We start from the raw sequence: 14944 nt of genomic DNA, 5'->3' as shown, positions 1-14944 counted from the left end.
GAAGTACTAGGTTGTCGGGGTGCAGAAAACTTTGACCGACCGCGAGCTGCTGGATTCGCTCGCGGACGAGGTGGAAACGAACCTGCGTCGCCATATCGAGGTGGCCGACGGCTGGCAGCCGCACGAGCAGGTGCCGTGGTCGGACGGGCGCAACTTCGCCTTCCTCGGTGGCACCGACTGGAGCCCGGAACAGTCCGAGCTCAGCGAGACCGCCAGGCTCGCGCTGACCGTGAGCGTCCTGGTCGCCGACAATCTGCCGTCCTACCACCGTGAGCTCGGCAAGCACCTGCGTATCGGCCCCTGGTGGCGCTGGGTCGGCCGGTGGACGGCGGAGGAGAACCGCCACGAGATCATGATCCGCAACTACCTCATGCTCACGCGTGCGGTGGACCCGATCGCGCTCGAGCGGGCCCGCATGCAGCACATGACCGATGGTTTCAACCGGCCCCCCATGCACCTGATCGACGTGCTGGCCACCTGCGCGTTCGAGGAGGCCGCTGCCGCGATCCGCCATCGCAACACCGCCGCGCTCGGCGAGAACCCGATCGTCACCGCGATGGCCGAGAAGCTGGCCGCCGACGACGAGCTGCAGGCCGAGTTCTTCGCCGTGCTCGTCGCCGCCGCCCTCGACCTGGTCCCCGACCAGGGTGTGCGCGCGATCGCCGATCGAGTCGCCGACTTCCGGGTGCCGCACGTGGATCTGCCCGGTGGCGGCTCGAGCGACGAGGCGCTGGCCGAGGCGGGCATCTACGACCGCGCCAACGAGGACGAGCTGGTGTTCAAGCCGCTGTTGCAGCGCTGGAACATCTTCTCCCGCACCGATTTCAGCGAAGCGGGCGAGAAGCCTCGCGCGGAACTCGCGCACCTGGCCTGAGCCGCTCCGCGAACGGCCGTCACCTCACTGAGGTGGCGGCCGTTCGTATTCTCAGCGGTCGACGTCGGCCATGGCCAGCACGTCGAGCTTGCGGTCGAGCTCTTCGAGCGAGAGCTTGTCCGGGACCAGCCCGCGATCGATCACGGTCTGACGGATCGTCTTCTTCTCGCGCAGCGCCTGTTTGGCGACGGCGGCCGCTTCCTCGTAACCGATGGCCGAGTTGAGCGGGGTGACGATCGACGGCGACGATTCGGCGAGCGTGCGCAAGTGCTCCTCATTGGCCACCAGGCCGCTCACGCACTTGTCGGCGAACAGTCGAGAAACGTTGGCCAGCAGGCGAATCGACTCCAGCAGGTTGCGGGCCATCACCGGGATGTAGACATTGAGCTCGAAGGCCCCACTCGCTCCGCCGAACGCGATCGCCGCGTCGTTGCCGACCACCTGCACCGCCACCTGCGTCACGGCCTCGGGCAGTACGGGATTCACCTTGCCCGGCATGATCGAGCTTCCCGGCTGCAGGTCCGGCAGCTGCAATTCGCCGAGCCCGGTGAGCGGGCCCGAACCCATCCAGCGGATGTCGTTGGCGATCTTGGTCAGGCTGACCGCGATGGTGCGCAGCGCGCCGGAGGCCTCGACGAGTCCGTCGCGCGCGGCCTGCGCCTCGAAGTGATCATGGGCTTCGCGCAGTGCGTCGATTCCCGTGGTACGCACCAGTTCCGCGACGACCTTCGTGCCGAATCCGGCGGGCGCGTTGAGTCCGGTGCCCACCGCGGTGCCGCCGATCGGCAACTCGCCGAGGCGCGGCAGGGTGGCCATCGCGCGCTCGATACCCGCGGCGATCTGGCGGGTGTAGCCGCCGAATTCCTGCCCGAGCGTCACCGGCACCGCGTCCATCAGGTGGGTTCGACCCGACTTCACCACGGTGCGCCACTGCTGCGATTTGTCGAGCAGAGCGAGGCGCAGATGGTCCAGTGCGGGAACGAGTTCGGTGATCACGGCCTCGGTGGCGGCCAGGTGTGTCGCGGTGGGAAAGGTGTCGTTGGAGGACTGCGACATGTTCACGTCGTCGTTGGGGTGCACGGTCACACCGTCGCGCGCGGCGATCGAGGCGATCACCTCGTTGGCGTTCATGTTCGAGCTGGTGCCCGAACCGGTCTGGAACACGTCGATCGGGAACTGGTCGTCGTGCGCACCGTTCGCGATCTCGCCCGCCGCCGCGATGATCGCGTCGGCCTTGACCGGATCGAGCAGGCCGAGGTCCTTGTTGACCTGCGCGCAGGCGGCTTTCAGCAGACCGAGCGCCCGGATCTGGGCTCGTTCGAGCCCACGTCCGCTGATCGGGAAGTTCTCGACGGCCCGTTGCGTCTGCGCCCGCCACAGGGCGTCGACAGGGACGCGAACCTCCCCCATGGTGTCGTGCTCGATCCGGTACTGCCCGTCGTCGTCAGCCATAGTTCGACCCTAGGACGAGAACACCGCGAATGGTGCCCACACACCAGCGGTGATTCCCACACAGTCGACGGGAATACATCCAGAGACGACCAACACAGGCGAGCCCGGGGCCGCGAACCCGCGGCCCCGGCCGCCTATGTCACGGCAGCGGCGGGTTCGCGCTGTCGTCGCCGTCGAAGTCGACCGAGGAGTACTCGCGCAGCTTGGTCAGGCGGTGATAGGCGTCGATCATGCGGACGGTGCCCGACTTGGACCGCATCACGATCGACTGGGTGGACGCGCCACCCGCGTAGTAGCGCACGCCGCGCAGCAGGTCGCCGTCGGTGACGCCGGTGGCGCAGAAGAAGACGTTGTCGCCGGAGACCAGGTCGGTGGTCGAGAGCACGCGGTCCAGATCGTGGCCCGCGTCGATCGCCTTCTGACGCTCTTCGTCGTCCTTCGGGGCGAGCATGCCCTGCAGCTCACCGCCGAGGCAGCGCAGCGCGGCGGCGGCGATGATGCCCTCGGGGGTGCCGCCGATGCCGACCAGGATGTCGACGCCGGACTCGGGACGCGCGGCGGCGATGGCGCCCGCGACGTCACCGTCGGAGATGAGGCGGATGCGAGCGCCCGCGTCGCGCGCCTGCTGGATGGTGTTTTCGTGGCGAGGACGGTCCAGGATGCAGACGGTCAGGTCGGACACCGAAAGGCGCTTGGCCTTGGCCACACGGCGGATGTTCTCGCCGATCGGGGCGGTGATGTCGATCGAGCCCGCGGCGTCGGGGCCGACGGCGATCTTGTGCATGTAGAACACCGCGGACGGGTCGAACATGGCGCCGCGCTCGGCGACCGCGAGCACGGAGATGGCGCCGGGGGAGCCCTTCGACATCAGGGTGGTGCCGTCGACCGGGTCGACCGCGAAGTCGACCTCGGGGCCGGTGCCGTCGCCGACGAGCTCACCGTTGTAGAGCATCGGCGCTTCGTCCTTCTCGCCTTCGCCGATGACGACGATGCCCTTCATGGACACCGAGCTGACGAGTTGACGCATGGCGTCGACGGCAGCGCCGTCGCCACCTTCCTTGTCGCCACGGCCGACCCAACGGCCACTCGCCATCGCGCCTGCCTCGGTGACGCGGACCAGCTCGAGTGCGAGGTTGCGATCAGGTGCCTCGCGGCGGCTGTGAACGGGCGAGGTGGGCGTCATTGCGGAGTGCCTCCTTGGCGTTGGTGATACGGGGGCATTGTCGCATTTCGAAACGGCACGCTCGTGCACGACCTCCTGCGGATGACCCCTTGGCGGCCTGGTCAGGGCTCGAGTGGATACTGGTAGCCGTGGCACAGACCAAGCACCGCATTTTCAACGACTACCGCGATCTGTTCTGGTCGTTGATCCCGTTGGTGCTGGCCGCGGTGGTGCTGGCGGGCGTGGCGAGCCAGTGCACGGTGGCGACGAACGGCCCGACGCAGGGTCAGATCCCGTATTTCGACGCCGACGCCGCACTGAAATCCGACGCGAAGGCGCTGACGTTCCCGATCCGCAACCCGACGTTGCCGCAGGGCTGGACGTCGAACTCCGGCAGCCGCGACACCATCACCGCCGCCGGTGGCGGTGCGGTGAGCACGGTCGGCTACATCACGCCGCAGGGGACCTACATGCGGTATTCGCAGACCGGCGCCTCCGAGGAGGCGTTGTCGCGGCAGGTGCTCGGCTCGCGCTATCCGACCGGGACGCAGGACGTGGCCGGGCAGAAGTGGGTCGTCTATGCCGAGCCGACCGAGGAAACCGGCTGGATCGCCGACCTCGGTGGGGTGCGGATCCTGATCACCGGCGCGGGCAACGAAGCCGCGTTCACCACGCTGGCCACGGCGATCACCAACGCCCGACCACTGTCGAAGTAGCCGCCGCACCCGGCTTCGAGTCCGGTGGTTTCAGCGCACGATCAGGCTGGGTAGGAAAGTTTGGTTCGGTGCTCTTTCGCCGCTGGCGAGGGCTGTCACCAGCATGCGAACCGCCGCCGCTGCCTGCTCTTCGCGATGGGTATCGATGGCGGTCAGCGGCGGATCGTTGTCACGGGCGATGCTGCCCTCGGAGGTGATCAGGCGCAGGTCGGTGCCGATGGCGCGGCCGAGTTCGCGGGCCGCGGTGACGCAACCGGCGGCGACCGAGTCCAGCGGGGCGTAGACGGCGTCGACGTCGGGGCGTTCGGTCAGCAGTCGCACGCACGCGCGATGGGCGAGTCTGGTGCGGCCGCCGCCCCCGGCGAAATCGACGGTCGCCACGATCGGCGTCATGCCCGCGGTGGGGCACCAGCGTTCGTAGGCGGTCCTGGTGGCGGCGGCGTTCTGTCTGCCGCTGTTGTCGACCAGGAGGGCGGGGCGGCGAGCGCCGGTGCTCAGGAAGTGCGTCATCGCCAGGTCTACCGCCGCGTCACGGTCGAGCGATACCGAGCTCGCCGGGGCGGGCGCGTGACCGCCGATCGTCACCACCGCCAGGCCGCGGGCGGCCGCCGTTTCGACAACGCCTTCGGCCGGGTCGGGGTCGATGAGCAGGACGCCGTCGGCGGCGAGATCGTGGACCTGGTCGTGCTCGCCCAGCGGTGGGACGAGGACCAGCGCGTAGCCGTGCCGGAAGGACTCGTTGGCGGCGGCCAGGGCGGTGCGGGTGTACCAGTCGAGGCGTGATTCGTGGTCGTCGACCTGATCGGCGACCATCGAGGTGACCAGTCCGATCATCATCGTTCGCCCGGTGCGCAATGCCCTGGCCTCACGGTTGATCCGGTAGCCGAGTTCGGTGGCGGTGGCCAGGATGCGGGCGCGGGTGCTGTCTTCCATCCGGCCCTTGCCCGCGAGCGCGAGCGAGACCGCCGACGGCGAGACACCGGCGGCGGCCGCGATATCGCGCATGGTCGGCCTCGGTGGCACGCGCACCTCCTTCGTGGTCATGAGATTACCGAGGGATCGGCGAAGCGCAGCGTGACGACACGTTCGACCGCGCCGACGACCGTGTAGAGCATGATCGACGCGGCGGCGACCACCGCGATAGAGGCCCACAGCTGCGGATAGTCGTAGCGCGGAATCGCTTTGAGCATCGAGGACCCCAATCCCACACCCGTACCGAGCCATTCGGCGATGAGCGCGCCGATCAACGCGCCGGGCACCGAGATCCGCAGTGCCGCGAACAGCGAAGGCAGGGCGGCGGGCAGCGCGACCATGCACAGCGCCGCGGCCTCGCTGCCACCGTAGGCGCGGATCAGGTCCATGCTCTGCGCCGGCGCGGCCCGCAGCCCGGCCACGATGGTGACGAAGGCAGGGAAGAAAACCACGAGCGCACCGGTGACGGCGACCATCGTCAGCCCACGGCCGAAGGTGGCCACCAGGATCGGCGCGAGGGTGACCAGCGGGATCGAGCGCAGCAGGGTCGCCACCGGCACCGCGCTGCGCTCGAATTCGCGCGACAGCAGGGCCAGCGCGGCGCCGCTGAGTGCCAGGCTCATCCCGACGGCGAATCCGAGGCCCGCGTCGCGCAGCGTGATGGTGAGCCCGTCGACGATTCGCGCGCGATGCGCGGGTTCGCCGTCGAACAGGTAGGCCCACACGTCCATCGGGGTCTGGCCGATTCGCGGTCCGATCTGGGGGAACGCGGCGAGGAAGCCGAACCACACGGCGAGCACGAGCGCCGTGGCCAGCGCCACCGAGCCGAGGAAAGCCGAGACACTCTTCACAATTCGCTCTCCGGTTGGGTGATGGGGCCCTGGCCGTACAGCCGGGCTCGAATGATCTTGCCAGCCAGCGAGGCTACGAAATAGCCTGCGCCAGAAAGTAATCCGGCTGCCAGCGCCATGCCCCAGGTGCGCGGCAGATCGTAGGAGGACTGCGCGGCGGTGAGCGCGACGCCGACACCGCTGTCCACCCCGCCCAGGTACTCCCCGAGGATCGCACCGAGAACGGCTGCGGGCGCGGCGATCTGGAGTGCGGCGGTCGCGGCGGGCAGGGCGGCGGGGATCTGGACCCGGACGAGGCGGTGCCAGCCGTTGCCGCCGTACGCGTCGACCAGGTCGATGCTGGTGCGGTTGGCCGATTTCAGACCGGTAAGGGTGCCGATCATGGAGGTGAAGAACACCGAGACCGCGGCAAGGAAGACCGTCGGTGTGCGTCCGCCGAACACCACCAGCACGAGCGGGCCGAGCGCGAGCAGTGGTACGCAGTAGCTGATCACTGCCAGCTGGGCGGCCAAGGGTTCGGTGCGGGGGAACACCGCCACGGCGAGTGCGACGGCGACGGCAGCGATATTGCCGAACGCGAAGCCCTGCAGCGCACCCCACGCGGTGATCGACGAGTTCGGGCCGTAGAGCGCGAGTCCGTCCTCGGCTACGGAGGCCAGCACTGCCCACGGGGTGGGTACGGCGGGCGTGCTGAGGCCGGCCACCACCCACAGCAGGATCAGGACCGCGGGGCCACGCAGTCCGGCGAGTCGGCCTTTCACGCGGGCCGCCGTTCCCCGAACAACAGGCCGGACAGATGATCGTGCAGCGCATGGAATTCCGGTGTGCGCATCATCTCCGGCGCCCGTGGTCGCGGCAGGTCGATATCGACCAGCTCCAGCACGCGTCCCGGCCGTGTCGACATCACCGCGACGGTGTCGGACAGGAACACCGCCTCCCCGATGCCATGGGTGACCATCAACGTGGTGGCGGGCTTCTCGGTCCAGATCCGCAGCAGCTCCATGTTCAACCGCTGCCGGGTCATATCGTCGAGCGCGCCGAACGGCTCGTCCAGCAGCAGCACCGACGGCTTCACCACCAGCGCACGGGCGATCGAAACCCGTTGCCGCATACCGCCGGACAGCTGCGCCGGTTTGGCCGCCTCGAATCCGGTGAGACCGACGAGATCGATGAGTCCGTCGATCACCGCGTGGTCGATCGGCAGCCCCGCGACCTGTAAGGGCAACGCGATATTGGAACGCACACTGCGCCAGGGCAAGAGGGCGGAGTCTTGAAAGGCGATACCCAGCTCGTGTTCGGTCCGCAGCTGCTCGGGGGTACGTCCGTTGACCAGCGCCGAGCCGGAGGTCGGCGTGTCCAGACCGGCCAGAATCCGCAGAATGGTCGATTTGCCGCAGCCGGAAGGTCCGAGCAGCGACAGGAATTCGCCCTGCTTGCTTCGTAGGTCCACCTCGGCGAGCGCTTCGACCTTGCGCTTGCCCGCCGTGAACGTCTTGGTCAGTGCACTGATTTCGATGCCGGTCATCGCAACCCCGGATTCTCGGTGTAGAGCTCGGTGAGCACCGAGGAATCGAACAGCCGGGCAGCGGTCACCGTCGAGCCCGTACGGCCGAGCGCCGTCACCGTATCGGCGATCAGACTCGGCGATACGGTGAGCAGCCCGTCGCGGCGGGTATCGGGCGTCTGGATCAGCGGCAATGTCGCGTCGAGCAGAGCACGCTGCTGCGCGGTGTCGAGCTTCTGATCGGCACCGTATTTCCGCACGGCCAGTTCGACACCGCGATCGGGATCGGCGAGCGCGTCCTTCCAGCCCTTGATTTCGGCGGTGAGGAACGCCTTGCACTTGGCCCGTTCATCGACCAGCGATTGCTCGGAGACCACGAAAACCTGAGCGCACGTGCGTAATCCGAAATCGCTGTACAGAAACGAATAGGTGGCGAAACCTTTGGCGCGCAGCGAGACCGGCTCATTGGTGGTGAACCCGGACCACGCGTCGACTTCGCCGTTGACCAGCGGTGACGGGTCGAACTGCACCGGAATGACTTTCACCGACAACGGGTCGACGCCATTGGCGGTGAGCAGGGCCTCGAACGTCGGCAGATTGTGGTCCGCCACGCCGACTCGCTTGCCCACCAGGTCTTTCGGTGTCCGCAACGGCTTCGACTCCGGAGAGGTGATGCAGGCGGGACTGGTGGCGAGCGTCGCGCCGATGATGCGCACCGGCACACCGCGTTCCACCGCGGCGGCCACCTTCTGTGGCGTGGAGGTGCCGATCCACACCTTGCCGGTATCGATACCGGCTTCGGTGCTGGTACCCGCCGCGCCGCCGGCTAGCAGGTCGACGGCCAGCCCGGCCTCGCGGAAGTGACCGTTCTCCAGTGCGAGGTATTCACCGGCGAACTGGACGTTCTTGATCCAACCCAGTTGCATGGCAATCGAATTGCCGGATGCGGTCGAGCGGGAGGCGGCGGGGGAGCCGGCGGCGACGCCGACACAGCCGGTCAGCCGCAGGGCGTGACGACGGGAGAGTTGCATGATGGGCGCCTTTCTCAGTTGCTCAGTCGGTAGGACCAGCCGCTGTTGGGCAGCGCGGTCGAGGTGGAAACGGTGTCGGTGCTGACGACGTCGTCGGCCTTGCCCTGAGCCAGCAGGCCGTAGGGGTCGAATTCCCGTTTGAACGCGGCCTCTTTCGGCCCCCACGGCTTCATGCCACTGGCGCCGAGGACGGGCGTGTGGGTGTTGGCGATGAACAGCCCGGCCTGCTGCAACTGTGCGGTGATCGCGGCCAGCTGTTGCTGACTCTCGAACTCGAATACCGGCGAACCCTGGCATGACAGGCCACCGTCGATCCGCTTCATTTCCAGGTGCAGCGGGCCGAGTTCGGCGAAGTCGCGATGAATTCGCAGGATCGACTCGTACAGGTTCTCCTGCGGGTACAGCGCGAGCAGTCCGATCAGCTTCTTGTTGCGGCGCTGGTAGTGCATCATCGAATGCCCCCAGGTGAATTCGTACAGCGGTGCGCCGTAGGCGCCCTTGCCCTCGAGGCAGCGGTAGCGGATCCGGCCGCCGTTGGCGTGCACGAGATCCTCCACATTCGGCACCGACTGCACGGCCGCCATCAACAGCACCATCGCCTCGCCGTCGGGTACGAGACCCGCCAGATCGGGGAAGTACTGCGGGAGTGGATGCGCGTGGGGCGAGACGACCTTCTTCAGCACACCGTCGCTGTGGCAGATGTCGACCGAAAACCGCGCGGCCTGTTCGAATTCCGGGAACGAGATCACCAGTTCGTGCCATTCCCAGGCCGGTGCGACCGGGAGCTCGACCTCGGTGATGATGCCGTTGGCGCCGTAGGCGTGGTGCACGGTGTTCACATCGCGCCCCCGCAGTTCGATCAGGCGCGGATGTTCCTCCACCGTCATCACTTCCAGCGCGGTGATATTGCCGGTGTCGCGCAGAATTCCCCACTGACAGCTGCCGATTCCGGCGTGTCCGCCGGCGATGTAGCCGCCGACGGTGGCCTGCTGCGAGGTGGACGGATGCATGCGCAGCTCCCAGCCCGACGGGCGGATCGCGGCGTCGATATCGGCCACCACGGTGCCGGTGAGCGCCCGTACGGTGCGGGGGATCCGCCTGCCGCGATCGCCGTGCCAGCCGAGAACCCCGGCCAAGGCGGTCACGTCGATCACCGCGCCACCACTGAGCGGCACGCCCTGCCCGAACTGCCCGGAACCCGCGCCGCGCACGGTGATCGGGATGCGATGGCGCGCGCACGCGGCGACGGCGGTGCGCAGTTCCTCCTTGTCGCGCGGGGCGATGAAGATCTCGGCGTTGCGGCCGCGCAACAGATCTCGTAGCACCGGGCTCTGCGCGAAGCGGTCGCGGCTCTTGCTGCGCAACTTGCGGGCGTCGGTGGAGTGGTCGATGGGGCCGAGCTCGGTCCGCAGCTGGGTCAGGGCTTCGATAGGTGACATCGGTAGTGCTCCAAGGTGTTTCGAGGGGGGTACCGGTACGTCCGGCAAGGAGGATTCGGGTCAGAGCAGCGCGCGCAGAGCGGCGACGCGTTCGTGGACCGCGCCGGTGGCGGTGGGCTCGAAAAGTCCCGCCGAGACGCTGCGCCCGCCCAGTCGCACATCGGTGATGTTGGCAGCGGACAGCGCAAGTACGGTGTGCGCGTAGAGGTCTGGTGACAGTGGTCCCGTGCTCGGTCGCTCCGGATCGATGACGAGGAAGTCGGCGAACTTGCCCGGCTCCAGGCTGCCGACACGGTCCTCGACACCGAGCACCTCGGCACTGCCGAGGGTGTGCATCCGCAGGATCTCCCGGCTGCTCAGCACCGTCGCGTCCCTGGCCGCCGCGCGCAGCAGGTACAGCCCGGTGCGCATGTTCTGGAACGGATCGGCGACATCAGCACTGGCCTGGCCGTCCACGCCGAGCCCGATCCGCAGGCCCGCGGCGCGATATCCGAGGATGTCGGGAACGCCGGAGCCGAGCCTGCCGTTGGACAGCGGATTCCACGCCATGGCCGCGCCACGCTTGCCCGCCTCGGCCACGATCTCGGGTGTGGTGTGGATGAAATGCGCGAAAACCGTATCGGGACCCACACTTTCGGTCGCCAGTAGCAGCGGGAAGTCGGCGCGCTGACGGTCGGTGGCGGCTGGATCCTCGAGATAGTGCAGGTGCTTGCCGATGCCGTACTCGGTCAGCAGTTCGGCTTCGGCGCGCATCTCGGGCTCGTCGAGCGGCCAAGTGGTGTTGTAGGAACGGCCGAGGATGCGCGGATCGTCGACCTCGGCGGTGACCTTCTGGAACTGTTCTATCCCTGCCCGGCGTTCGGCCGCGGTGTCCGTGCGAGAGGGGCTGTGCGCGTAGACCGTTCGCTGCGGCAGATCCAGAGCCGCGCGCCACTGACCGGCCGCACCGCCGCCGAAACTGTGCGTGTGGTTGCAGACCGTGGTGATGCCGTGGCGCAGGAGATCGCGACCGCCGTGCACGGTGAAGGCGTACATGTCCGACTCGGTGAGCAGCGGGCCGTATCTCAGGTGCAACTGCTCGATCCACCCGTAGGTGGAGCAGCCGTCGGCCAGGCCGCGGAACACCGACTGCCACAGGTGGCTGTGCGCCGAGACGAAGCCTGGCAGCACCAGCTTGCCCGCTAGATCCACCACTGTGGCGCCGGGCGGCATCTCGGGCGCACCGGGTCCGGTCGCGGTGATGATGCCGTTCTCGGCAGTAAGGAACCCCCGATAGGGTTCGGCCCCTTCGTGCACCGGCACGAACAGCCCGTCGACGAAAATCTCCACGGCGTACGCCTCCCAGCCACCAGGCTGATCAATCGATTTACCAACGAGGATCAGCGTGCCGGGACAGTGTTTCGTGGCCGTAAAGCGCGAATTGCGTTTTGTGCACCGGTCGCGGAAACCGGTGCCGGATCAGTCGGAGGAGTCGAGATCCGCGCGGGAGAGCGCGTCCTCCACGCGGCGCCGGGCGCCGGCGAGATGCTGTTCGCAGCGCGTAGCGAGGGCTTCACCGCGTTCCCACAGCACCAGCGAGTCGTCCAGGTCGAGGCCGCCCTGTTCCAGCATCTTCACCACGTTGATGAGCTCGTCGCGGGCGCGTTCGTAGCCGAAGGTCGCGACCTCGGCCACGGTGTCGGCAGCGGTGTTCTCGGAACCGGCGTCGGCCACGGTCACTTCCTCTTCTCGTCGGTGGTCTCTGGCGTCAGTCGCTGGGTGCCGAGTGCCGCGGCGGTGACGGCTCCGTCGGCGACCCTGATGCGGAGCTGGCTGCCCGCGGGGGAGTCGTCGATCGAACGCACGACATGGCGTTCGGGACCGGCGACGCGCTGCACGACAGCGTAACCGCGGGCCAGCGTGGCGGCCGGGCCCACGGCGGTGAGCTTCTCGCGCAGGTGCAGGGTGGTCGTCGACTCGCCGCGCAGGAGTTGTTCGACATTGCGTCGCGCGGCGGTGCGCAGGCGCTCCAGCTCCTCATGGCGGTGGTTCAGCTCGCGCAGCGGATCGGCGAGGACGGGGCGCGATCGCAACTGCGTGATGGTGTGTTCCTCGCGCTGGACCCAGCCGCGCAACGCGGCCGCCGAACGCGCGCGCATGTCCCGGACTCCGGCCAGTTCGGCGGCGGCGTCGGGGACGATGCGTTTGGCGGCGTCGGTGGGGGTGGCCGCGCGCAGGTCGGCGACCAGGTCGAGCAGCGGGTTGTCGGGTTCGTGGCCGATGGCGCTGACGATCGGGGTGCGGGCGGCGGCGACCGCTCGGCACAGTGCTTCGTCGGAGAAGGCCAGCAGGTCTTCGACGCTGCCGCCGCCGCGAGCCAGCACGATCACCTCGACGTCGGGGTCGCGATCCAGTTCGGCCAAGGCTTCGAGCATCTGCGGGACCGCGGTCGGACCCTGCACCGCGGTATTCCGGATGACGAAACGGACTGCGGGCCAGCGATTCTGGGCCACCGACAAGACGTCACGTTCGGCCGCGCTCGCCCGTCCGGTGATCAGCCCGATCGTCGCGGGCAGAAACGGCAACGGTCGCTTGAGTCGGGCATCGAACAACCCCTCGGCTGTCAACAGGGCTTTCAATCGTTCGATCCGCGCCAGCAGCTCACCGATGCCGACCGCGCGAATCTCGGTGACCCGCAACGAGACCGTGCCGCGGCCGGTGAAGAAGTGCAGCTTGCCGTAGACGACCACGCGGCTGCCCTCGGTCAACGGCACCGGCAGCCTGCGCAACAGATCCGGATCGCAGGTCAGCGACAGCGACATGTCCACCGAGGCGTCGCGCAGCACCAGAAACGCGGTGCGGGTGCCGGGGCGCAGATTGATCTGGGTGACCTGCCCCTCCACCCAGATGCTGCCGAGCCGCTCGATCCACTGGGCGACCTTCACCGCGACCGAGCGCACCGGATACGGCTGCTCCGCCGAATTGGCCGGAGCGCCGGTCTGCGCGACGCCGTCCTGAGTCATAGGTCAGTTCTACGCGGAGCTACCGACACAACCAAAAAGCGGCCGCATCCGTTGTGTCGGATTGCGGCCGCCTCGACGGAAGGTCGGTTACTGCGCCTGGACGGTGGCGATGCGGTTGGTGAGCATCGTGACGAAGGGGGCACGGGCGCGGGTCTGCTGTTCGAAGTCGAGCAGCTGGGCCAGCTCCTCGACGGTCAACATCCGCAGCCGGGCGCGCAGCTGGGCCAGCGTCATCGCGGGGTAGTCGTAGCGGATAGCGACCTCGGGGGCTACGACCTCCTCCTCGGCGGGCTCGATGACCTCTTCCTCGGTCTCGAGCAGCAGCAGCGACGCGGGCACGACCTTGCCGTTGGCATGCGGGACGTCGGCCTCTTCGAACAGATCGAAGCGGCTGGTGTGGCCGTTGGCGGCGGGCGCGGGGTCGATGTCCTCGTCGAAGGTGGCCCACTCGGGCTGCTCGGCCGGAGCCGAACCCAGCCGCTCGAACACACCGTCACCCTTGAGCGCGAGGCTGGTGACGAACTGCTGCATATGCATCGTGGTCTGCAGCACGCGACTGAGCGCGGAGATCGGGAAATTGACCGCGGCGACGGGCAGTCGCCGGGTCTCTTCTAAGGCATAAACGGCGGCGCCGGCGGCCACCCTGGCCAGGAACGGAGGTCGAAACATGACCCCAGCCTGCCGCAAACCGGGTGTGATGCAAAGGACCAGGCCCCTGTTATGTGACTTTCCCCCCTTGATCCGACCTGATCCGGCCCGTCGCACGCACGTAAGCTGTGGACTATGACCTCGGCAATCCCCTTGAACGTCGGTATCACGCGCTCCGCGGGCGCGAATGCTGCCGGTGGCAAGCGCGTGCTGCTGGCCGAGCCGCGCGGCTACTGCGCAGGCGTCGACCGCGCCGTCGAGACCGTGGAGAAGGCTCTCGAGAAACACGGCGCCCCGATCTATGTGCGCAAGGAGATCGTGCACAACCGGCACGTCGTGGAAACGCTACGCGAGCAGGGCGTGATCTTCGTCGACGAGACCGACGAGGTGCCGGAGGGCGCGCTCGTCGTGTTTTCCGCGCACGGTGTCGCGCCGATCGTGCACGAGACCGCCGCGGAACGGAACCTGCGCACCATCGACGCCACCTGCCCGCTGGTCACCAAGGTGCACCAGGAAGCCAAGCGCTTCGCCCGCGACGACTTCGACATCCTGCTGATCGGCCACGAGGGCCACGAGGAAGTCGAAGGCACCGCCGGTGAGGCGCCCGAGCACGTGCAGCTGGTGGACGGGCCCGACTCGGTGGACAAGGTGACCGTGCGCGACCCGTCGAAGGTGATCTGGCTGTCGCAGACCACCCTCTCGGTCGATGAGACCATGGAGACCGTCGAGCGGCTGCGCGAACGCTTCCCGACGCTGCAGGACCCGCCCAGCGACGACATCTGCTACGCCACCTCCAACCGCCAGACCGCGGTCAAGGCGATGGCGCCCGAATGCGATCTGGTGATCGTGGTCGGTTCGCGCAACTCGTCGAACTCGGTGCGACTGGTCGAGGTGGCGCTCGGCGCGGGTGCGACCGCGGCCTATCTGGTCGACTACGCGCGCGAGGTCGATCTGGCCTGGCTCGAGGGCGTGCAGACCATCGGCATCACCTCGGGTGCTTCGGTGCCGGAGATCCTGGTGACCGGGGTGCTCGATCTGCTGGCCGAGCACGGCTTCGGCGAGGTACAGCCGGTGACCACTGCCAACGAAACACTGGTGTTTTCTCTCCCCCGCGAACTCCGGCCGGCCCGCCTCCCCGCGACTTAAAGCCAGACCTGGGTGCGGGGAGGGTTGGGTTGGCGGCCAGACGGTGATTGTGGGCTGGTTAGCCCGTGCCCGGTGAGTTACCCATGTTCTTGCTGGATCAGTGGGCGATAAAGAAAAATCCCCGCCGTTTGTTACGGCGGGGATTTT

The 14944-nt window shown here is 68.0% G+C and carries 15 protein-coding genes; 3 read left to right on the top strand and 12 right to left on the bottom strand.

Annotation, left to right across the window (positions count from 1 at the left end; translation table 11 throughout):
• The first annotated feature begins 19 nt into the window (after positions 1-19).
• Entirely contained in the window at positions 20-874 is an 855-nt protein-coding gene (locus tag IBJ82_RS15360) for an acyl-ACP desaturase (RefSeq protein ID WP_370585323.1), read from the top strand.
• Between the two features lie 51 nt (positions 875-925).
• On the opposite strand, the gene IBJ82_RS15355 is transcribed toward IBJ82_RS15360, so the two are convergent.
• Both IBJ82_RS15355 and glpX read right to left on the bottom strand, forming a co-directional pair.
• Positions 926-2326, bottom strand: coding sequence for a class II fumarate hydratase (locus IBJ82_RS15355; protein ID WP_194826587.1), 1401 nt, complete (start codon positions 2324-2326; stop codon positions 926-928).
• Positions 2327-2465: 139 nt separating this feature from the next.
• Positions 2466-3509, bottom strand: a complete 1044-nt coding sequence (glpX, locus tag IBJ82_RS15350) for a class II fructose-bisphosphatase (protein ID WP_194826586.1) — start codon at positions 3507-3509, stop codon at positions 2466-2468.
• A gap of 128 nt (positions 3510-3637) precedes the next feature.
• Between glpX and IBJ82_RS15345 the strand changes: the two genes are divergently transcribed.
• Entirely contained in the window at positions 3638-4204 is a 567-nt protein-coding gene (locus tag IBJ82_RS15345) for a DUF4245 domain-containing protein (RefSeq protein ID WP_194826585.1), read from the top strand.
• Positions 4205-4234: 30 nt separating this feature from the next.
• Here IBJ82_RS15345 and IBJ82_RS15340 read toward each other — a convergent pair whose 3' ends face one another.
• The 10 genes from IBJ82_RS15340 to IBJ82_RS15295 form a co-directional block, all read right to left on the bottom strand.
• Complete coding sequence (locus tag IBJ82_RS15340) at positions 4235-5248, bottom strand: LacI family DNA-binding transcriptional regulator (RefSeq protein WP_194826584.1); 1014 nt, start codon at positions 5246-5248, stop codon at positions 4235-4237.
• Positions 5245-6027: an ABC transporter permease subunit gene (locus IBJ82_RS15335; protein ID WP_194826583.1), complete on the bottom strand. Its 783-nt coding sequence runs from the start codon at positions 6025-6027 to the stop codon at positions 5245-5247. Before IBJ82_RS15335 ends, IBJ82_RS15340 begins: the two co-directional genes overlap by 4 nt.
• On the bottom strand, positions 6024-6788 hold the full coding sequence (locus tag IBJ82_RS15330; RefSeq protein WP_194826582.1) for an ABC transporter permease subunit: 765 nt from the start codon (positions 6786-6788) through the stop codon (positions 6024-6026). The genes IBJ82_RS15335 and IBJ82_RS15330 overlap by 4 nt, the downstream gene beginning before the upstream one ends.
• Positions 6785-7552 carry an ABC transporter ATP-binding protein gene (locus IBJ82_RS15325; RefSeq protein WP_194826581.1) on the bottom strand — a complete coding sequence of 256 codons (768 nt, stop codon included), beginning with the start codon at positions 7550-7552 and terminating at the stop codon, positions 6785-6787. The genes IBJ82_RS15330 and IBJ82_RS15325 overlap by 4 nt, the downstream gene beginning before the upstream one ends.
• A complete protein-coding gene (locus tag IBJ82_RS15320) occupies positions 7549-8562 on the bottom strand; it encodes an ABC transporter substrate-binding protein (protein WP_194826580.1) in 1014 nt (337 codons plus the stop codon). The genes IBJ82_RS15325 and IBJ82_RS15320 overlap by 4 nt, the downstream gene beginning before the upstream one ends.
• Before the next feature lie 14 nt (positions 8563-8576).
• Positions 8577-10001, bottom strand: a complete 1425-nt coding sequence (locus IBJ82_RS15315; RefSeq protein WP_194826579.1) for an FAD-binding oxidoreductase — start codon at positions 9999-10001, stop codon at positions 8577-8579.
• A 60-nt stretch (positions 10002-10061) separates the two neighbouring features.
• Positions 10062-11330: an amidohydrolase family protein gene (locus IBJ82_RS15310; RefSeq protein ID WP_194826578.1), complete on the bottom strand. Its 1269-nt coding sequence runs from the start codon at positions 11328-11330 to the stop codon at positions 10062-10064.
• Positions 11331-11459: 129 nt separating this feature from the next.
• On the bottom strand, positions 11460-11720 hold the full coding sequence (locus tag IBJ82_RS15305) for an exodeoxyribonuclease VII small subunit (protein ID WP_370585322.1): 261 nt from the start codon (positions 11718-11720) through the stop codon (positions 11460-11462).
• Entirely contained in the window at positions 11717-13003 is a 1287-nt protein-coding gene (xseA, locus tag IBJ82_RS15300; protein ID WP_194826576.1) for an exodeoxyribonuclease VII large subunit, read from the bottom strand. The genes IBJ82_RS15305 and xseA overlap by 4 nt, the downstream gene beginning before the upstream one ends.
• Before the next feature lie 87 nt (positions 13004-13090).
• Positions 13091-13672 (bottom strand): lipid droplet-associated protein, encoded by a 582-nt coding sequence (locus IBJ82_RS15295; protein ID WP_194826575.1) that lies wholly within the window; start codon positions 13670-13672, stop codon positions 13091-13093.
• A 114-nt stretch (positions 13673-13786) separates the two neighbouring features.
• Between IBJ82_RS15295 and IBJ82_RS15290 the strand changes: the two genes are divergently transcribed.
• Positions 13787-14797, top strand: a complete 1011-nt coding sequence (locus IBJ82_RS15290) for a 4-hydroxy-3-methylbut-2-enyl diphosphate reductase (RefSeq protein WP_194826574.1) — start codon at positions 13787-13789, stop codon at positions 14795-14797.
• Positions 14798-14944 lie beyond the last annotated feature (147 nt).

This window comes from Nocardia sp. XZ_19_231 (genome assembly GCF_015355705.1).
GTDB lineage: Bacteria > Actinomycetota > Actinomycetes > Mycobacteriales > Mycobacteriaceae > Nocardia > Nocardia salmonicida.
The sequence above is the reverse complement of the archived record's forward strand: the minus strand, read 5'-3'. Positions and strand labels throughout refer to the sequence as shown.